The organism is Kaistella polysaccharea, from assembly GCF_020410745.1.
Taxonomy (GTDB): domain Bacteria; phylum Bacteroidota; class Bacteroidia; order Flavobacteriales; family Weeksellaceae; genus Kaistella; species Kaistella polysaccharea.
Genome location: NZ_CP084528.1, coordinates 2,388,042 through 2,408,790, shown reverse-complemented (window position 1 = coordinate 2,408,790; position 20,749 = coordinate 2,388,042). Strand labels below are relative to the sequence as shown.

Below are 20,749 nucleotides of genomic sequence, written 5' to 3'. Positions count from 1 at the left end.
AGTTCTAAAACACCTGGCATTATAATATGCTACAATTCAATTAGATGAAGTTCACAATTCCCGTGTCAATTAGGTGGTTAATTTAATATCTTTTCAGGACATGAACCAAGCAATATAATCTAAATTTTATCATAAATGACAATGAACTGCTGCTTTTTGCACCGCCTGTAGATGTTGTATTTCCGTGTCTGCGATATAAAACCAATGGTTCTTTAATTACTTTTGATCGATAATAAAATTCTGAAATTAGCAAAATCCAAAAATCGTGTGGACATAACTTTTTATCTGGCGGAAAAGGTAAAATTCTCTGTAAAACTTTTTTATTAAATGCCATACAACATCCTAAGCTCTTGGTTTTAATCAAATCACTCAGAAAGCCTGTACTCATACCACGGAGATCAAAGTAGGTTTGAGAATCAAGACTTTCTAATTCCTCGTTTACAATTTTAGCATTACTAACCAGAAAATCGTGGTGCTCAAATTCGTGGCTAAACACTTCAATTTTATGTGGTAACCAAACATCATCCTGATCTGACAGATAGATAAAGTCTCCAGAAGCATGTTTTATAGCATTTTCAAAATTATTGGTATATCCTTTTTCAGTTTTATTGAAGATAATTTTAATTCTATCTTCACGGAAAGATTCTATAATTTCAATCGTTCGATCAGTCGAATAATCATCGGAAATAATTAATTCATCATCATTTTGAAGCTGTGGCAAAATTGACGCGATTTGCTCCTGAATAAACCGTTCTCCATTATAAGTTGCGATACACACTGAATTCTTCATCTCTTTTTGCCGAATTTATTCATCTTAAAATCTTCGTAAGCCGTGTACATTATTTTTAGTTTCTGCACCTTCTCATCTTCAAATAATATTATTTTGACCAACTCTTTTAAAAGTGAATATTTTTCTTTGTCATAAAAAGTTGTTATATTTTTATACGTTTTAAGCATATAAAATTTATTTCTCGTAATATAATACCTCCTGATTAAGGGGTGATTGGTCAATAAAATTTTAAATAAAAGATTTTGTTTGAGTTTTGATTTTCCCAATTCATGGGCAATTTTATATCCTTCTAATTCTTTGAGTTGGTAGCCATTTAATTTTAATTTTAAGCAGAAATCAATATCTACATAATCAATGAATAATTTATCTTCAAAACCACTTACTGCGGTATAAGCTTCTAAATTAAGAATATTTCCGGAGGTCATGACGACCACGGGTTTTTCATTCTCCAAAATTTGATACTGGTATGGAGCACCATTTATGATGTAGGTCGGATAATATAGCGCTGTTTTATTATCAGGATCAAGGGCATCCTTAAAAAATTTCTCTAACGTTAATATTTTACTGTCTTGATCCATCGTCAATATCCACTCAAAACCATCTTTTATGGCAGTTTTACACCCTATATTTAAAGCGCTGGCGATTCCTAAATTTTCATTATTAAAAATATAAACAACCTTTTCTGGAGCATTTATCCGCTGGAGCATTTGCTCATTTGACGCATCGGAATTGTCGATGAGGTATAATTTATCTACGTGTTCGATATACGTTTCGATATTTTGAAGTACATCAGGTTGCGGATTATAAAGAATAGTTACTGCAGCAATCATATATCAAAAATTAATTCAACATAGAAAAGATTGACCAATAAAAAAACGAGTGCGACCAAAACAACTAAGAGTCGTCCCAATATTTGAACTCTAAATAAATAAACCAACATGGGAATTAAAATAATTTCAACAACACCCAACATTTCGCTGATACGGCTGGAAAAAGCTGGTATTTTACCAAAAACAGTAAACACCACAAGAGATATGGCATACATATTAAGAAGCAGCGGAAAATAGATGTTATATTTTGAAAACTTCTTATAATTAAAAAGCAGAACATAAAAGATCAATATCCGAAAAAGATATAAATAACCGAACACGTTTATCTCCTCATTATTCATTTCCTGCAGGGTAAGATAAGCCTCTATCTTTTCCTGTATGCCTGGAATAGGGATAATTCGTACAAAATTTAAACCCAGAAAAAAAGAGGCGTATCCCAAAAAAATAGAAATTCCTAATATTTTGACATTTATCTTTTTAGGCAAAAACCAGAGCGGAAGGATTAATAACGCAGAATAATGGAATAAAAAACCGAGTATTGCAAACAGAAGAAATTTCTTTAAATCCCGCTCCATATTGGGTTTAATGGAAAGGAGTAAAAAAGCAGACGCAACACCTGCTCTAATTTGCGTCATTTCATGTAAAAGGTAAAAATTACTCACATAAACAACTAAGGACAGCAGCACGAAATTACTCAACGTAGTAATTCCTTTTAATTTTAAACTCACTCCTAAAAAAGCAAAGATGAGAAAGAGATATCTGATATCTTCCGTAAACTGGGTGACGAGATAAGAAATCGTTTTAAATGCTGGCTCAACACTTATGGTTTCATAATTTTCAAAAAGCAGTTCGTAGATAATATAATCAAAACTGTCTTCTCGGAAACCCGCGAATAAAAGCATAACAAGGCCGCAAAAAATGACAATATATTTTTCGACTTTTGCAACTGGTCGGAATATCGAGATGAAGGATAGTAAGATAAAACCGAAAATTATGCTTTGAATCATTATTCTTTAAAATAATTTAACATTTTCGCAGCCACCGCTTTACTTTCAAATTGCTGTACATCTAGGAATGCCTGTTCTATCTTCCTTATTGTTTCTTTTTCATTTTCAAGAACTTCAAGGACTCTATTTTTAATTTCGTTCGCATTCTTCACAGGAACTTTCCAGGAATTATCATCGTTAGCTGGTAAATAACCCGTCGTAATTACCGGAACTTTGCAGGCCATGGATTCTATAACCGGATAATGAACAGCCTCTAGTTGAACCAGTCCTGCACATACATACATCGTAAGGCTGTTATAATATTCTGCTAGCTCCTGATCTCCCTGAGGTATGTGCAGTACAATTCCGTCTTCACTTTTCAGCGAATCATCACCAAATGCAATATGAAGCTCTAGTTTATCGCCCATTTCTTTTCGAAGTAATTTAAAAGCTTCGAGGACATATGAGGTGCCTTTGTATGCTTCTAATCTTCCAATAGTTCCAATAATTATTTTTTTCTGTTGTAGCTGTTTGGTTGGTTTAAATACATTAAAATCTACACCGGGAAAAACGAATTTATCCGCCTTGATATCTTTATAATCAAGATACATAGGAGCATTTACAATGATATTCAATCCCAAGTGATATGAGTTTTTACTAATTTGTTTATAGACTCGTGATTTAATATCTTTCTTATAATAATATTCCGGCTCATATGCCTGAACGTAGTAAAACTTTTTAGCTTTTATGGTGGAATATCTTACAGGGTGAGCAGTTAAGCAATGGGTTGCCAACACTATATCTGCTTCTTGTTTGTTTAAAATGTTCCGCAACATCCTTCGTATTCCAAAAGGTCCTAGCAGTGCTTTAGGATGATTGTTATTAAAATCATTAAACATTTTACCCTGATTATCAAAGTAAAAAATTTTTGCCCTTGTAGGAAAATACGGACCCTCAGATTTAATATGAGAAAAAAAGACGACTTCATGACCCTGCGCAATCCAGTGATTCGCCAACTCTGAAATCACCCGCCAACCACCAGCTTTTCCAAATGTTCCTACAAGCGGAATTATTATTTTCATGTTGCAGCTGAATTTAAATTGGTTTTAAATAACAATTTTCTAAAGATGATGACCATTACGACAAAGTAAATAAAGTAATTTAGACAGTACGACTGTGTTGCGCCAATGACTCCATATTTATTAATAAAGTAATAAGACAAAACTACTAATAAACCAGAAAAAATAATTTCGGTAATGATGTAAATTTTTGTCATTGATTTAGCAACCATCAAGAATGCAAGAATCCAGCTCATAATTTTAAAAAAATCGCCCGCGAGTTGCCACAAAAAAAGTTCTTTCATAGGGTAAAATTCCTTTGTAAAGAGAACATTAATTACCACATCTTTTAGTAAATAAATAAGTAGTAAACTGATACAAATTAAGGGAGTAATGATTTTATAGGTGTTTAAAATTTCCTTTCGTAGAAGATGGTGGCTTTTTAATTCAGATAATTTAGGAAGGTAATAGACGCTAAATGAGGTGGTAAAAAGCATAAGATACAAACCAGAAATTCTATTCATTCCTTCCCAGAAACCTGCTTTTTCAACCGTAAATTCCTGAATAAGATAACCGCGTACCAGAAGTTGAGAAACGGGAATCGTTGCGGCTGAAACGAGAGCCATAAGAGAATAGGAAAAATATTTTTTTACGATCTCTCTGTTCATTTTTCCCCACAGATATGCTTTGCTAAACCAATTTACTTTCTTAAGAAAAAAGACAGTGCCAAAAAAAACTACACTTTGGTAAGTTACCGTAGCGACTAAGGCGCCTCGCAGGTTGTAATTCATCACTAAAAAAACGGTGAATAACAGTCCAATTATACTTGTTGTAATGTTGATGATTACAAACTTTTTAAATTCCTGTAAACCATTAAGTATTGAAAGCAAAAAATTATTCAAGGAAAGGAACAAAAGACTACAGCCTAAAAATACGAAAACATAATAGTATTGATGATCCAATAAAACCCACTGACTGAGAAAGGAACTGAAAAGAATGAGAAGACCTCCAGAAAAGATCGACAGATAAATCGTTATTTTCAGGCCATTTTGGATATATTTTTTAAATGAAGATTTCTCACCTTTAAATTCGGAAACATATCTCACCACTCCATTATTAATTCCGCCAGAACCTAAAGTCGCGAAAATTGTGGTGAAATTTTGTAATTGTCCTATAAGCGCAATTCCCGCAGGACCAACCAATGCAGCCACCACCTTCACGGTGATGTAACTTGTTAAGAGTTTAATTACCGTTGAAAGACTAGTCAACGAAAAAACTTTGATCAGGTCAGAGGTGAGTAGATTCTTAAATTTTTTAATCATCTAAAAGTCGTTGAGGGCGGCAATTATAGTACTAATTTCCTGATCATCTAAAACTGGTGAGATCGGTAAACTTAGCACCTCAGCATGAATTTTTTCGGTTATAGGAAATGTGAGGTCATTTAGGGCTTTATACGCTTTTTGCTGGTGAGGCGGAATTGGATAGTGGATGAGGGTTTGTATGTCCTTTTCAGCCAAATATTTTTGTAATTCTTCTCTTTCGGAGGATCTAATTACAAACAGGTGCCAAACGTGTTCATTTTTGTTTTGAGGACTTTCCGGCAATACAATTTTAGGATTTTTTATTCCTGAGAGATACATTTCGGCAATTTCCTTTCTACGCATATTTTCAGAATCAATGTACTTTATCTTAACGGAAAGAACTGCGGCCTGAATTTCATCGAGTCGCGAGTTAAGTCCCTGATATAAGTTTACATATTTTTCAGTGGAACCATAATTGGCAACTGCTCGAATGGTGTTTGCGAGATTTTCATCGTTGGTAGTTACCGCGCCAGCATCTCCTAAAGCACCTAAGTTTTTACCGGGATAAAAACTAAAACCGGCTGCGTCTCCTATATTACCCGTTTTAATTCCGTTCCAGCTTGCGCCAATAGATTGCGCATTATCCTCAATTATTTTTAAGCCGTTATTTGTGGCAATTTTTTGTAATTCCTCTGACCAAACTGCTCTACCGTAAAGGTGAACAATTAAAATTCCCTTTGTTTTAGGGGTAATTTTCTGCTCAATTTCCGAAACGTCAATATTATAAGTATCCAGTGTAGGCTCAACTAAAACAGGAACCAGTCCGTTATCCGAAATCGCTAAAATTGAGGCAATGTAGGTATTTGCAGGAACAATAATCTCGTCTCCTTTCTGCATCACTCCATTTTCAATGTACGCCCGAAGAATGAGTCTTAAAGCATCCAAACCATTGGCAACACCAATTGCATGAGTACTTCCTATATATTTTGCCAGATTATCTTCGAAATTTTTCACTTCGTTTCCTAACAGATACCAACCACTGCGGAAGACTTCTAGTAATTTATTTTCAATTTCGTCTTGGTGTACCAGATTTATTTTCTGTAAATCAAGAAATTTAATCATTACTTATGTTTTTTACTTTACGGGCTGGGTTTCCTACCCACAGTTCATTTGAGGGTATATTTTTAGTGACCACACTTCCTGCTCCAATCATTGAATTTTCCCCCACTGTTACGCCTCCTAAAATTGTAGCATTAGCGCCAATACTTACTCCTTTACAAATCAGGGTACGTTGTACATTTTTCTGGTACTGTTTTGATCTTGGAAATGGATCGTTTGTGAATGTTACGTTTGGCCCAATAAAAACATCATCCTCGATGCGCAATCCGTCCCATATCTGAACACCAGGTTTCACCGTAACATTGTTACCGATAATAACGTCATTTTCAATAAAAACATGACAATTGATATTACAATTTGTTCCGATTACCGCGTCTTCTAAAATGATGGAATATTGCCAGACAAAAGTTCCCTCACCAACTGAAGGACTTTGTACCTCTGCCAATGGGTGAATTTTATTCATGGATCTGTTTTAAGAAATCATTATAATCTCGAATATAGTCGCTTTCATCAAAGATAGTGGAAGCCAAAACCAAACAAATAGCACCAGACGAAAAATTTAATTCAGAAGCCCAAACCCCCGGAGGAATATGAAGACCAAAATCAGGACGATTCAGAAATACCTGCCGCTTAAATTTCCCATCATCCAATGAAACTTCAAAACTGCCAGAAGCGGCTATTAGAAACTGGTGACATTCAACATGTGCGTGAGCTCCCCTGCTTTCTCCTCCTGCAATATCATATAAGTAAAAAACCCGTTTAACTTCAAAAGGAAAATCTGACGAATTTTCTACCACGGTCAAATTTCCCTCTGCAAAACTAATTTTACCCAATTCGATCACGGAACAGTCGAATACTGATTTATTCTTCATTCTTGAACTTTTTAAATTCCTCGAAATCACGAATATAATCATTTTCAGAGTACATTCTATCTGACACGATAAGTGCCAATGAATTGGTGGAAAAATTATCCAGTCGGCGCCAGCACATTTTTGGAACGTAAAGACCATAATACGACCGATTCAGCGTAAAACATTGTTCTTCGATTCCATCATGCAGGATCACATCAAAACTTCCGGAAAGAGCGATAATAAATTCCTGTTGTTCTTTGAAAGCATGACTTCCTCTTTTCTCTCCACCTGGCACATCATATATCCAGTAGGTGCGCTCAATTTGAAAAGGCACTTGATGGGAATTTTCAAAAAAAGATAAATTTCCCCTAGGATCGACTATTTTCGGTAAATTAATAAGCGTAGGTTTCATAATATTCTACAATATTCCAGAAGGGGTGAGTTGATAAATTCTATCGAAATAAATTACTAAGTTCTTACAATCGCCATCTTACTTAAAACTTATCCTTAAGTTTTCCGAAAAAACCCTTTTCTTCCGCCTGATATCCGTACCCATATTTATTACCATATCCAAAATTATTCTTGTCAACATCGTTTAATACAAAGCCGACATTTCTAATTTTTTTGGTTTCAATTTGCTTATTGGCAAAATCAATAAGCGGTTTATCAGTAAAGCCAGATCGCGTTACGTAAAGCGTTGCATCAGCCATGTCAGAAGATAATAAAGTATCGGTCACCAGCATAAGCGGAGCAGTGTCGATGATGATATAATCGTATTGCACTTTCAGCAAATCAACGAGCATTTCGTATCGACCGTTAGAGAGCAATTCTGTCGGGTTCGGCGGAATACTTCCAGAATAAATCACATCTAAATAAGGATTGAAGGTAGAAACATGAACAATATCTTGCAGCTTTTCTTCAGTATTATAAAGGAATTCTGTTAAACCATCCAGCCCTTTTCTGGCAGGATTATACCGTTGAAGCTGAGGATTTCGAATATCCGCACCAATGATGATGACTTTATTTTTTGGTGACGCCAAAGTCAATGCTAGGTTGACAGAGGTGAAAGTTTTGCCTTCGCCCTTGATCGTAGAAGTTACAAAAACGACTTTCCCCTTCTCTTTCTTCGGCAACATGAAATTCATATTCGTAATCAAAATTCGGAAGGCTTCAGACATTGGCGACAAATCATTAACCTGTACAATTTCATTTTCTCCTTTACCGACGCGCGGCAGTTCACCAACAATCGGAGCGGGAGAAAGTTTTTCCAGATCATGTTTGGAGCGGACTTTATTGTCCAAAAGTTCTGTAATATAAATAAACGCAAATGGCAGTAAAAGTCCTAAAATAACAGCACCACCTAAAAACAGCATTTTTCGTGGAGATACTGGTTTTTCCGAGGCGTAGGCAGCATCCAAAACGCGCGCTTTCGGTGCCGTCATGGCTAAATTAATGGCCGTTTCTTCCCGTTTTTCTAAGAGGATTAAATAGAGATTTTCCTTAATTTGCTGTTGCCGTTCGATACTGCGGAACATTTTTTCCTGCGCCGGTATTTTGGAAATTTTCGCCCTTATTGTATTTTGTTCAGATTGAATGTCATTAATGGTCGTCTGTAAGGCCGTTCGGGATTTCACCAAACCGTCCATTACCGAAGAGCGTAGATTATTAATTTGTTTCGTCAGATCAGCCACAACAGGATTTTGAGGCGTCGCATTTTCCAGAAGGCCGTTTCGTTCAAGGATTAATTGATTGTACGCATTAATATTTACAGATGCCGTTGGATTGCTCAAACCCACACTAGACGGTAAAGTTTGGTTGTTTCCTAATCCTTTCATATAAGAAATCAGATTGTTTGTTAAACTTAGTTCTGTTTCTGTTTCTAAAAGTTGTTGGCGGGCTTTCGCAGATGTTTCCAGACTTAACGTTGCTTCAGTCGGAATATCAGTAATGTTGTTCGCCCTTTTAAACGTTTCTTTTTGAGATTCAACATCTCCCAGTTCACTTGCAATAATGGCAATTCGGTCATCGATAAAATCTTTTGTTTTCTTAGATTCGGAGTTTTTATCACTGGTAGCGTCGTTATTATATGCTTCAATCAATTTATTGAGGAGATCTTTAGCTTTTTCCTTAGCTGGATATTTTATTGATAAGCCAATCACTGTCGCATCTTTATCTACCAAATCAACTTCAGTCGCTTTCTGAAATCGATTGACCGCCTGTTCTATTGTCGAAAAATTAAACATTAGGTCTCCCAAATCTTTAATCTTGGAGGGATCAGCTGCGGGATTTTTGCGTATTAAAATATTGGCGTACGGCAGACTTATCGTTTTATTAAAAGTAGTTACAATGTTAGTAGAAAGTTCGGGCGAAACCAGTTCAATTTTGTCGCCATTAATGATGATCTGAACCGGTTCGTTAATGGGCTTTTCATATTCTTTTTCGTTGATTACCTGAATGAGAACGGGAGCTGTTTCTCCATATAATTCAGTCGTACGGAAGTTTTTCTTTGAAAAAAGAGTTGTTTGTAATCCCAAACGCGACACCGCATCAGTCATCAACTTTTTTGATTTGAAAACCTCAATTTCATTTTCGATGCTGTTCGTGGCCATATTTCCAAAACCAGACAAATCAGAAAGCGCTCCTAATCCACCAGCGGGCGATTTTTTAGCATCTTTAATGAGAACCGTAGAATCGATTTTATAAGACGGTTCCGTGATTTTAAGATAAATATAGGTTGCTAAAACTACTGCAAGTACAGAAAGCAAAAACCACAGCCAACGTCTGGTATAGGGTTTTATCAGTTCATTAATATTGATATCTTTCGGAGCATCGACGTCGACGTTTGTGCTTTGACTCATTATTTATTTTTTGAAAATCGTAATGAAAATACCCGCCAGACCAATGATAGTACCAGCTACTGCAATATAAATACTCGTATTGGGATCCTGACGTGCGATTTTTTCCTTCGTTTCGTTGGAAGAGACATAAACCACATCACCTTGTTTAAGATAAAAATACGGAGAATTGATGAAATTGGAATCCAGCAAATTAAGTCTTTCCTTCGTCGGCTGACCGTCTACATTCCGTACGATCAGAATATCATTTCTTTTCCCGTACATCGTCAGATCACCGGCAATACCGATTGCGCTGAGCAAGGTCGGATTAACTTCAGGCATGGCATATTGTCCGGGACGCGCAACTTCGCCTAAAACGGTAACTTTGAAATTAGCCAAACGGAGACTTACCGTCGGATTTTTTACATAAGCTGTAATACGCTGTGTAAGGTCGTTTTTTACTTCTTCTAAAGTTTTATCAGTGGTATTAATGGTACCAAGAATAGGGAAATCGATATCTCCATCGGAGTTCACCAAATAGGTTTTTTCGGTCGAATTAGTAGTAGAAGGTGTTGTAGAAATTGAGTTTTGAGAGGAATAGTATGCCTGGTTAAAAGGCTTAACCACTTCCATATTTTTTGCACTTACGAAAATTACGAGCTGATCACCTTTTTGGATGGTTGAGTATCTTGAAGCCGCAGAAGCTTCAGTTGCAATCTGATCAGCATTCTGCATATAATTCAGATCGTCTGCTTTCTCCCGCGTCTTGCACGAACTTAAAAAGAAAAAGACACCCACAAATGCTACCAATAATTTCCTGCTCATTACAAAATTATGTATTTCTGCAAATATACAATTCTATATTACTTGTCCAAGACTTCGTAAATGGAATTATTGCTTTTATAATCGGGAACAATATCTTTTAAAATCTGCACCACTTCTACTTTTTCCCGACGCATGGTTGCGCGAATAATTTGATTTGCATACCGCTCTATGGTTACAAAATCCATAATCGGATCTTTCGAGATCATTATTTTCTCGTGGTGCGTTGGCAATGTTTTAGCATCGTCACTCAACAATTCCTCATATAGTTTTTCGCCTGGACGTAGTCCTGTATAAATAATTTTAATATCGATATTTGGTTCAAATCCGGAAAGTTTGATCATGCGGGTTGCTAAGTCGATAATTTTAACGGGCTCACCCATATCAAAAACAAAAATCTCCCCTCCTTTACCCATTGTTCCCGCTTGTAAAACCAAATCACAAGCTTCTGGAATCGTCATAAAATAGCGGACAATTTCAGGATGTGTAATGGTTACTGGACCGCCGTTTTCAATCTGGCGCTTAAAATGTGGGATAACAGATCCATTAGACCCCAATACATTTCCGAATCTGGTGGTGATAAATTTAGTTTGGTTGTTGCGTGTATTTTGTAATGCCTGTACAAACAACTCTGCGGTCCGCTTACTGGCGCCCATTACGTTCGTGGGTTTGACGGCTTTATCCGTCGAAATCATTACAAAACGATTGACTTTATATTGCGAGGCTAAGGTGGATAAATTTTTAGTTCCTAAAATATTCACCAAAATCGCTTCGTGCGGATTTTCCTCAATCAGCGGAACGTGCTTATACGCAGCCGCATGATACACCATTGAAAACTGATATTTCTGGAATAGCGGCTCTATCCTGTGTTTATTAGAAATATCTGCCAAGACAAATTTAAAAGAAAGCATGGGAAAAGCTTCGCGCATTTCCATTTCAATTTCGTACAAAGGTGTTTCTGCCTGATCTAGTACCACAATTAATTCTGGTTCGAAAAGCGCAACCTGACGTACTATTTCACTTCCAATAGATCCAGCTCCACCGGTAACCAAAATTGTTTTTCCGAAGTGGCGCTGTTTCACGTCTTCATTTTCAATTTTGATCGGTTTTCTGTTCAGTAAATCTTCAATTTGAAGCGCTTTCAGATTACCATCTTCATTATTACGAAGTTTTTGCAAAGCGGGCGCTTTAAAAATCTGGAGATCTTTTTCTAAGAAAAGATTCACCCAAGAATTCATTTCTTCTTTGCCCAGCATCTCTTTCATAAGCAAAATTCCGTCGATCACCAATTGCTGTTTGGTGCTGTTTTCAATACGTTCTCTGCTATAGATGGGCTTCCCAAGTAAACTTGCTCTTTTTGAATCTGTTCTTTGGGTCACAAATCCTGCAATTTGATAGGGAAGATTTGGATTGTCTAAAACTGCGCGCGCTATTGCCACTGACTGTTCATCAATTCCAAGGACTAAAATTCTTTTCTTTAAACTGCTGCGGCGAAATTCCCGAACAATATGAAAAAATTCTTTTACCGTTAATCTAAATAGAAAAAGCAGAATAAACGAACTGGCAGAAAATAAAACCAAAAAGGGAATAGACATATAAATCATCCGTTTTCCCTCCAGGAGAAAGTAGCCAAAACTGACAAGTCCTACGACAAGCGTTGTAGAGAAAATAGCAAGAAAAAGTTTGAATAAATCAATAAAAGTGGAATGCCGAATAATTCCCGCGTACGTACGGAACATAAACATAAAAAATACCGAAATGCTGATGATCAAAAGATACATGTGCACATCGTTATAGAACACTTTTGTTGAACCAAAGCTCAACCTTTCAATAATATAGCAGGAAAAATAAATGGCTACAGCTAAAATACAAATATCCAACACCAAAATCACCCAACGAGGCAAATACCGAATATCGGAAATGTTAACCAGATTGTCTCCGCTGTAAATTTTGTTGTGTAGAACTTTACGAATGCTCATTGAGAAAAACAATTAAAAATTAAGACCTGTCGTCGACGTGATCAGTAGCATATTTAGGTTATTAATTTGTTTTTGTAGCAAGAGTAAAATTAGTTTTTAAAGGAAGGAAATTTTAACCGAATATCTCCTGAATTACTTCGGCAATTCGTTTTCGGTCGTTATCAGTCATATTTGAAGCGGAAGGCAAACACATTCCGTTGTTAAATAATTTTTCTGCTAAATCTGAACCGAAATATGCTTCATCCTGAAATACAGGCTGCAAGTGCATGGGTTTCCAGATCGGGCGCGTTTCAATATTTTCTGCCTGGAATCGTTCCATAATATCCTCTACACTCACCGGCGAAGAAGGATTGATCTGAACAACACTTAACCAATAATTGGCAAAATAATCTTCGTTAGGCTCTTTGTGTAAACTAACGTGCGGATTGTCTTTAAAAAGTTTCTCGTAAAAATCATGATTGGCTCTTCTTTGGGCAACTCTTTCTTCCAAAACCTCCATTTGTCCGCGACCAATTCCTGCGCAAACATTACTCATTCGGTAATTATAACCAATGGTCGTATGCTCATAGTGAGGTGCGTCGTCTTTGGCTTGAGTAGAAAGGAAGACCGCTTTCTTTTTGAATGCTTTGTCTCTTAAAGTTAATGCACCACCACCAGAAGTGGTTATGATTTTATTTCCATTAAAACTAATCACACCAAGATCACCGAACGTTCCACATTTTTGATTTTTGTACATACTGCCCAAAGCTTCGGCGGCATCTTCAATCACTGGAATATCGTATTTTTTAGAAAGCGCTGTAATTTCATCGACTTTATAAGAAATCCCGTAAAGTGCTACTGCGATAATGGCTTTTGGTTTTTTACCTTCAGAAATACCAAATTTAATGGCCTCTTCCACTGCGTCGGGACAAAGATTCCAGGTATCTTTTTCACTATCGACGAAAATGGGTTTAGCACCGATATAAGCGATAGGGTTCGCAGAGGCAGAAAAAGTTAAACTCTGGCAAATCACATAATCACCAGGTTCTACGCCTAAAAGAATAAGAGAAAGATGAAGTGCAGCAGTACCGGAACTCAGCGCGGCAACGTGAACATCCTGATCAAAGAATTTTTCAAGGTCATTTTCCAGACCGTTGACATTAGGACCTAAAGGCGCAATCCAATTTTCATCGAAGGCGTCTTTTATATATTTCATTTCCCGTCCACCCATGTGGGGAGACGATAACCATATTTTTTCTTTCATTATTTATTTTTGCCCAAAAGTGGGCTTGATATTAACCACCAAACGAAAAGAAGAAGGAGAAAGACCAATAAGATTTAAAAATAAGTCTTAAGACTGCACATTTTTCATTGAACGGGTTTGATAAACGATCATTCCTACGGCTACCAAAATAAATACGGGAATTAATCATCGATAGGTAGGGGATTTGGAGGATCTGCAGGACCTCCTGCAGCATTTTCTTTCCCCGTTTCACTCGCGTGTTCATTGGGAATACCTGGAGTTCCGTTACCGTTACCATTTCCATTATTTTTTCCTAATTCTTGAGGACTGGAATAGCGGTTAGACGAATTATTGTTCGTATTTTCACCAGCAAAAGGGTTTGCACCCGCCTGAGCAAAGTATAAAACTGAAAATAAGAGAGAGAACATTGCAAATAGGTTGCGCATCATTTAATATTTTTACAAAGATATAACATTTATTTAAATTGAAATGTATTGATTAATCATTTCTAAATTTCTTGGTCAAGGTCCTCCCTGCATCGGTAATCACTTTTACAATATACGTGCCTTTTATGATATTGCTCACATTAAAACGAACATCGTCCCTGCAATTATCATTTTTTAAAATTAATCTGCCACTCATATCAAAGACTTCAACACGTTGAATATTTTTAGGATTGAGTCGAACGACTACATCTTCTCCATCTCTATATATCGTTAAATTTTCGATCATTAGATTTTCGGTACTTAATATATTCTCCGTTCGGTATATAATTTCAAAACGACTCGTAAACTCTCCCGAAGTAGAATTAAAAGAATATTCTCCCTCACTAAGATCTATGATAATATTTTTATCGTTATCCTTAAGATAAATTTTTTGAGCAGTAGAAAAAACACCTTCTTTTGTACCTAAACTAATCGTATACTCACCCGCTTCAAAATGTTTGGTTCCCAGTTTAACTACGTCATTATCAGTTAAAGGAAAAGACCTTCCCTGAATACCTAATTTTTTATCATCCAAAATACTGTAGAACGAGTCAGAACCTAATGTGAATAAAGGGGCATCATAATCCCATTCAAATTCCTGAGTTGCTCCCTCAACATAACCAATCAGTAGCATACTCACATTATTTGCTGGCGAGGTCAATTTGAGCCAGAATCGGTCTTTTTCAATTTTATCTCTCACATTCTTGCTAAAAAAGTGACCGGCGCCTGAGGTATTTCTTATGGAATTATTAAATATTAGCGGACCATCTCTTTTAGCTTTGACAATAAAACCCTGACCTACTTTAATATATTGTGTAGGAATTGGCCCTTCCGGTCCCGCATACCCAATCGCTGCTGTTGACGAAACTCCACCAGTTCCATTGTAAATTGCATAAGCGTTACCACTATAATTAGTGTTACCATATTCAGAGCCTGGTCTATTCGGATCCACATTGGTCCAAAAATACACTGTATTGTATATCTTATCCATATTCAATTCAAAAAGTTTCTCAAAATCGATATTTGATGGGTAGGGATTCCCAACTAAATTGAAACCTTGATTACTACCACTACTTAATGAAAGGGGGAATTCTAAATTTTTGCCATCAGCTTGAATACCATTGTTTGGCACTCCTTTAAAAGCACCGTTAAAAATCTGTATTTGATTCAACGTGTAATGTTTAGGAGCCATGATCGCATATCCTCTTGCAGGAATGAAGCTGCTGGCCGCCGATACCGCTTGAAATAAATTAGTAGGTTCTGAGTATTCGTAAAAACGAGCTATACTTGTATCTGGGGAGAACTCTTTTAAATTAGCGCCCGAAACAGGACTGCTCCAATAGGTATAATTATTCTTTTTCATTGGAGAATTACGAACCATCGTAATATTTCCCGTGTTCTGAATATAATCGTTTTGAAGAGTAGCTGAGGATTGCATTAAGTTAGTATCATTATTTAAAATAAATGTACCGCCATTTTCCACATTTATCTGATCAAGTGCAGTAATAACAGTTGGAGTTGGGATCTCAAATATGCCTTCAGTTTTCACCACAACCGGTCCCTTAATATTTGTATTTGCGATTGCTATTTTTTTGCTTTTCCCAGAGATTGTTAGATTTTGATAATGGAATCCTACCGGTAATGTCACAGGATGGGATGTAACTTTTTGCACCTCATCCAAAATATTTCTGTTGTAGTCGATCGTAGAATTGGGTGCGAGAATTAAAGATGAAAGCGCTCCGCTATTTTTAATTGCCGAAGAAGTGTTACCTGCAAAACCTTCAAGGTTACTAACTTTTAGTACTCCACCCTCTTTTATTGTAAAGGTACCTCCCTGCTGAAAAGTTAAACCTGAATTCAAACCAGTACCAGCCGAAACATTTGTTCCAGAAATTTCCAAATTCAAATATTTGGGACTTCCAGCTCTTATTGAAAGGGAAGAATTGCCTGCGAATTCTATGACACCACAAGTTAAATTATAGGAACCACCTAAACCAGGTTGCGTACCACCGCGCGATATTTTATACCGACCGCCCATCATAACAAAATTCCCGTTATTTCCTGGCTCATCCTCAAAACCATTCCCGGCATTATCAATAACTTTTCCTTTAATAATCTTTAAACTTCCGGCCGACATGAATTTATGAATTCCTATGGACTGAAAACTCACATCATCTTTGCCTATACTTTTGGTATCAAGATCAATGATTATATTACCAGTCAACTCGGCAGTAGGTAATCCGTTGCCGGAAAGCTGATCGGCTCCTACCGCCAGCACCTGGTCAGGATTAGATTTTCCTTGAAAGTGATAGTTTGCTCCGGAGCTAAATATTCTGTCGGAACTGGTAGCTCCTATTTTCACATTCCCTAAATAATTACTTACACCCGTATTAATACCATCTGGTGAAGAAATTTTCAAGGTGCTTCCTGTCTGCGCTTCAAAAAATTGACCTGATGTAAAACTACTTTGGGTTGGAATTCTCGTTAGATTTAAGGCGGTGGAATTATTGAAGCCAAAATCTAGAGAGCCGTTGCTTTGCACAAATACTTTTGAACCACTACCCACCATGAAATCTTGATTCTTCAATTTCACGTAAGCCCCATCGGTGATAAAATAGTTAATAGCGTTATTTAAAGAAAGTGCTGATCCATGAAAATCGATGCTCTGAATGTTTTCATCGGTACTACCTCTAGCTTTTCCTGCAAAATTAAAAGTACTGTTAGTGTCTGTACTGGTTACCACTCCTTCTAAACCTACGAAATAATTACCCATAACATTTACCGTCGCCAATGATGTGTCTGAGTTTGTTTGATTGAGATTAAATATACCTTTAATGATATTAAGATTTCCTCCAATTGTTAAAGTAGGATCACCTGTGCCCGTTGCTGCAAAGCTTAACTGTCCATCCTTAATATTCACATCACCACCTACAGTGATCCTTGCTGCATCCTCTGTAAAGATAATATTCTTCCCTATTCCGTTAGCGGTGAAATCATTTTGACATAAATTAATGTTTTGTGCTCCATTGATGAGAACAAATTTAGAAGCCACTTCACCCGTAATGATCAAATTTCCGAAATAATAACTGTCTGAATTTGCCGAAATTTGACTGGGATTCTGAATAAGACGGTTTGCCCCATTTGCCGCAGTATAATTCCAGTTTTGAATAGTAAGTTTTGAGCCGTTATGAAAATTTTCTATTCCATTCCAGAGGGCCGATGTCCCGCTCGCAGTAGTATAATTTAAATTGACTGTTCCCTGATCGTCAATTTCAAAAATACCGTTATTCGTCAGGGGCGCATTTAATCGCAATGAGCCGCCTGACCTTACAAGCGTTTTAGTTGCTGAAACCATGGCACCCGAAACAGTCAGTATTCCACCTGTCTCGATGATGATTTGATTGGCTGTGCGAACACCGTCACTATTTACAGACCCGAAGATATGGACATTCGCAGTCGTAGGTGGAATGCCATCTGCACCTGCAGCATTCCAACCATTACTTCCATTATATTTTTGCCAGATCGCAGGATCAGACCACAATTGTCCAGAACCGCCCACTGTCTTGTAATCATTTGTGGTAAATTCATTGACCGACTTTAAAATAACAGTTTCCGAAGGTGCAACGATTGTTAATGGTAAATCTTGGTGCACATTTTCAGAAGAGAGAATATCCATCCGGAATTTGGGATGAATATTCGATGCACCGCTAAATAAAAAGGTCAAAAGCAAAAGAATACCAAACAAGTATTTTTTACATAGTTTGTCTCCTAAATTTGGCGATGTTTTTTGAAAAATACGATATGAGGTCAAAAATAGAATTGTTTTCATAATCAGTGAATTAGAAGACAAAACTACAAATTTATTTTTATCACTAAATCACTTTTTTCATTTTATTTTAAACTAATATGCATTAATAATTATATAAATATGGTTATAATTTATATAATACCGACTATCACTAGATTATATAAAAATATAAATTTATTTAGTGCCTGTTTTATTTAAGCAATAAAAAAAAGGATGAGCCTTCACTCATCCTTTTTATAAATTAAAGAAAATCTGTTATTTGATCAACTTTTTAGAAAAGCGTTCTCCACCTTCTAATTGGGCATTCAAAATATAGGTACCACTCAATAAACCAGCAGCGCTAAATCGAATTTCTTTTGCATTCGTCTTCTGATTCATAATCATTCTACCACTCATATCAAACAATTCAAAGCCTGTAATCTTTTTCGCTGAACGACCTACAAAATCCTGACCTTCTCTATATAGTTGAGTTCCTGCCTTTGCATCAACCCCAACTCCTAAAGCGGCACTAGCTGAATAAACGATTTCAAAACGGTTTGAAAACTCACCCGCATTAACATTAAAAGTATAATCGCCTTCACTTAGATTTGTTGTAATCTTGGTTTCTTTATCTTTTAAATAAATGTTTTGCCCAGTTGCAAATATCCCTTCTTTATTCCCTAAACTGATAGTATACTTACCACTTTCAAAATGTTTAGTTCCTAAAGCAACTACATCTTCTTTCGTTAAGGGATAACTTTTACCTTGAATTCCTAATTTTTCGTCTCCCAAAATGGTATAAAAAGAATCTGATCCTATAGCCAATAAAGGTGCATCGTAACCCAATTCAAACTCATTTGTTGCATTTGGAACATATCCAATCAATACCGTATTTACATTATTAGAGGGACTTGTTAACGTTAGCCAGAAACGGTCCTTATCAGAAGCCGCATTTTTGCTAAAGAAGATACTGGTGTCTTTTCCATTTCTAACTGTATTGTTAAAAATTAGATCTTTGGTAATCCCTGCCTTGACGATGAAGCCCTGTCCCACTTTAATGAATTGGGTAGGTGCTGCGCCACCGTTTGTTTCCGGATTTCCACCTGTACCGTTATACATGGCATAACCATTACCACGATAGTCTGTATTTCCATTGGTAGAGCCCTTCCTGTTGCGATCAGTATTCCTCCAGAAATATGCAATTAAAGGAATAGTGCCACTGTTTAAAGAATGCAATTTCTCAAAATCAATATTTGATGGATAAGGGTTTCCAACTAAATTATAGCCCTGATTAGCAGATCCGCTGAATGTAACTGGAGACGTGATTACGCCATTATTCGCAACTCCTGTGAACTTACCTTCAAAAGTCTGTAGAGTCGTAGTATAGTCTGACGGTGCCATAATTGCATATCCTCGACCGGGAACAAAATTAACTCCAGCAGATGGAACCGTTACAAACAAATTCGTCGGCTCATCATATTTATAAAATCTGGTAGCACTGGTCTTGGGGGAAAATCCTTTTAATTCCTGACCTGCAACCGGACTACTCCAGTACGTATAATCATTCTTCTGCATGGATGAATTACGTTTCACCACAATATTCCCTGTGTTAACTGCAGCATTGTCAATCTGGATAAAGTTACCGTCGCTTTCTACAGTGAATATTCCATTATTCACCAACTTGCTATTCAACGTAACGATATCATTAGAAGGTATCGTTACAGATCCAGTTGTTTTAACTTCACATTCGCACGCGGTAAAACTTCCAGTAAACGCCCCTTCAATAATTGCCTTTTCATAAAATGTAGGCGCAATACCGGTAGTGCCATTAGCATTTTTCCAGACTCCTGCTGAATAGGTCTTTGTTACCGGAGAAGCACCGTCGGTTACTTTTACGTCATCGATTAACCATAATTTGGTATCGTCAGTAGATGTTGCCGTAATCCTGAAATCTAAATTGTTAAAATTCACATTATCTGGCAATTGTAGCTTAATTACATTGTAAGTACCCGCTATGGTTGTAGGAATTTTATTTCCATCATACGTTTCAGTAAAAGTAGAACCACTTGCGAAGTCAAATCTTGAACCGTCTCCCGTAGCTCCATTCCCTGTAACTATGATTTCTGAGGAATATTCAGTTGAACCTGGTATTCTTACTTCCAATTTAACTAAATCTGCTGCGCCGAATATCGTACCTGTAGTTGTTCCGAATGCCGCAAGATTAAATGTGATCACTCTGTTGGTGCGATTGATAACGTTAACACTACCGAATGTAACAGCCGTAGTTGTTCCTCTTGTGTACCACGAGGTCTGAGCAGAAGTATACAAAGGATGTGTTTCATTGTCACCACCTTTACCATAAATTCGTAACCCACCATTTCCGTTTCCGCCGGGTAAATTATTTGGAAGACTTCCATTACCCTTACTATTACCACTCACCTTAGTAAAAGTACCAGTAGCCGCTAGACTTTGAGTTCCTCCTTCGAAAGTATTTATGGCCGTAAGTACAGGAATGGTGTTACAACCTGAAGTATTCAAATTGGTCTGGGAAAAAGCCATAATTCCCAAAAATACGGGAACTATAGAAAATAGTTGTTTTTTAATCATAATTGCATTTTATTACGGCGTCGATTGTGAAGACCCCACATTGATTTTTATTTGTTCAGGTCGCAAAAATACTTTTTA

16 protein-coding genes are annotated in these 20,749 nt (G+C 36.7%); all 16 read right to left on the bottom strand.

The features are described 5' to 3' along the window. Positions 1 to 82 precede the first annotated feature (82 nt). The 16 genes from LC814_RS11160 to LC814_RS11085 all read right to left on the bottom strand — a co-directional run bounded on the left by LC814_RS11160 (position 83) and on the right by LC814_RS11085 (position 20,671). Positions 83 to 790, bottom strand: a complete 708-nt coding sequence (locus LC814_RS11160) for a glycosyltransferase (RefSeq protein ID WP_226064004.1) — start codon at positions 788 to 790, stop codon at positions 83 to 85. Beyond that, a complete protein-coding gene (locus LC814_RS11155; RefSeq protein WP_226064003.1) occupies positions 787 to 1,620 on the bottom strand; it encodes a glycosyltransferase in 834 nt (277 codons plus the stop codon). The genes LC814_RS11160 and LC814_RS11155 overlap by 4 nt, the downstream gene beginning before the upstream one ends. After that, entirely contained in the window at positions 1,617 to 2,627 is a 1,011-nt protein-coding gene (locus tag LC814_RS11150) for an EpsG family protein (RefSeq protein ID WP_226064002.1), read from the bottom strand. The genes LC814_RS11155 and LC814_RS11150 overlap by 4 nt, the downstream gene beginning before the upstream one ends. After that, complete coding sequence (locus LC814_RS11145) at positions 2,627 to 3,688, bottom strand: glycosyltransferase family 4 protein (protein ID WP_226064001.1); 1,062 nt, start codon at positions 3,686 to 3,688, stop codon at positions 2,627 to 2,629. Before LC814_RS11145 ends, LC814_RS11150 begins: the two co-directional genes overlap by 1 nt. Then, a complete protein-coding gene (locus LC814_RS11140) occupies positions 3,685 to 4,986 on the bottom strand; it encodes an O-antigen translocase (protein WP_226064000.1) in 1,302 nt (433 codons plus the stop codon). Before LC814_RS11140 ends, LC814_RS11145 begins: the two co-directional genes overlap by 4 nt. Beyond that, positions 4,987 to 6,087, bottom strand: coding sequence for a DegT/DnrJ/EryC1/StrS family aminotransferase (locus LC814_RS11135; protein ID WP_226063999.1), 1,101 nt, complete (start codon positions 6,085 to 6,087; stop codon positions 4,987 to 4,989). It abuts the gene before it with no gap. After that, the gene (locus tag LC814_RS11130) at positions 6,080 to 6,547 is read right to left on the bottom strand and encodes an acyltransferase (protein ID WP_226063998.1); all 468 of its coding nucleotides are present in this window, start codon (positions 6,545 to 6,547) and stop codon (positions 6,080 to 6,082) included. The genes LC814_RS11135 and LC814_RS11130 overlap by 8 nt, the downstream gene beginning before the upstream one ends. Continuing rightward, on the bottom strand, positions 6,540 to 6,956 hold the full coding sequence (locus LC814_RS11125; protein WP_226063997.1) for a sugar 3,4-ketoisomerase: 417 nt from the start codon (positions 6,954 to 6,956) through the stop codon (positions 6,540 to 6,542). Before LC814_RS11125 ends, LC814_RS11130 begins: the two co-directional genes overlap by 8 nt. Then, the gene (locus LC814_RS11120) at positions 6,946 to 7,347 is read right to left on the bottom strand and encodes a sugar 3,4-ketoisomerase (RefSeq protein ID WP_375373397.1); all 402 of its coding nucleotides are present in this window, start codon (positions 7,345 to 7,347) and stop codon (positions 6,946 to 6,948) included. Before LC814_RS11120 ends, LC814_RS11125 begins: the two co-directional genes overlap by 11 nt. 82 nt (positions 7,348 to 7,429) lie before the next feature. Continuing rightward, entirely contained in the window at positions 7,430 to 9,793 is a 2,364-nt protein-coding gene (locus LC814_RS11115; RefSeq protein WP_226063996.1) for a GumC family protein, read from the bottom strand. A 3-nt stretch (positions 9,794 to 9,796) separates the two neighbouring features. Next, complete coding sequence (locus LC814_RS11110) at positions 9,797 to 10,594, bottom strand: polysaccharide biosynthesis/export family protein (RefSeq protein ID WP_226063995.1); 798 nt, start codon at positions 10,592 to 10,594, stop codon at positions 9,797 to 9,799. Between the two features lie 38 nt (positions 10,595 to 10,632). Further along, entirely contained in the window at positions 10,633 to 12,570 is a 1,938-nt protein-coding gene (locus LC814_RS11105; protein WP_226063994.1) for a nucleoside-diphosphate sugar epimerase/dehydratase, read from the bottom strand. Positions 12,571 to 12,682: 112 nt separating this feature from the next. Further along, positions 12,683 to 13,813 (bottom strand): DegT/DnrJ/EryC1/StrS family aminotransferase, encoded by a 1,131-nt coding sequence (locus tag LC814_RS11100; protein WP_226063993.1) that lies wholly within the window; start codon positions 13,811 to 13,813, stop codon positions 12,683 to 12,685. A 161-nt stretch (positions 13,814 to 13,974) separates the two neighbouring features. Next, complete coding sequence (locus LC814_RS11095) at positions 13,975 to 14,241, bottom strand: hypothetical protein (protein ID WP_226063992.1); 267 nt, start codon at positions 14,239 to 14,241, stop codon at positions 13,975 to 13,977. A gap of 49 nt (positions 14,242 to 14,290) precedes the next feature. Continuing rightward, on the bottom strand, positions 14,291 to 18,106 hold the full coding sequence (locus tag LC814_RS11090) for a T9SS type A sorting domain-containing protein (RefSeq protein ID WP_226063991.1): 3,816 nt from the start codon (positions 18,104 to 18,106) through the stop codon (positions 14,291 to 14,293). Positions 18,107 to 18,340: 234 nt separating this feature from the next. Then, positions 18,341 to 20,671: a RemA C-terminal-like gliding motility protein gene (locus LC814_RS11085; RefSeq protein ID WP_226063990.1), complete on the bottom strand. Its 2,331-nt coding sequence runs from the start codon at positions 20,669 to 20,671 to the stop codon at positions 18,341 to 18,343. Positions 20,672 to 20,749: the final 78 nt, after the last annotated feature.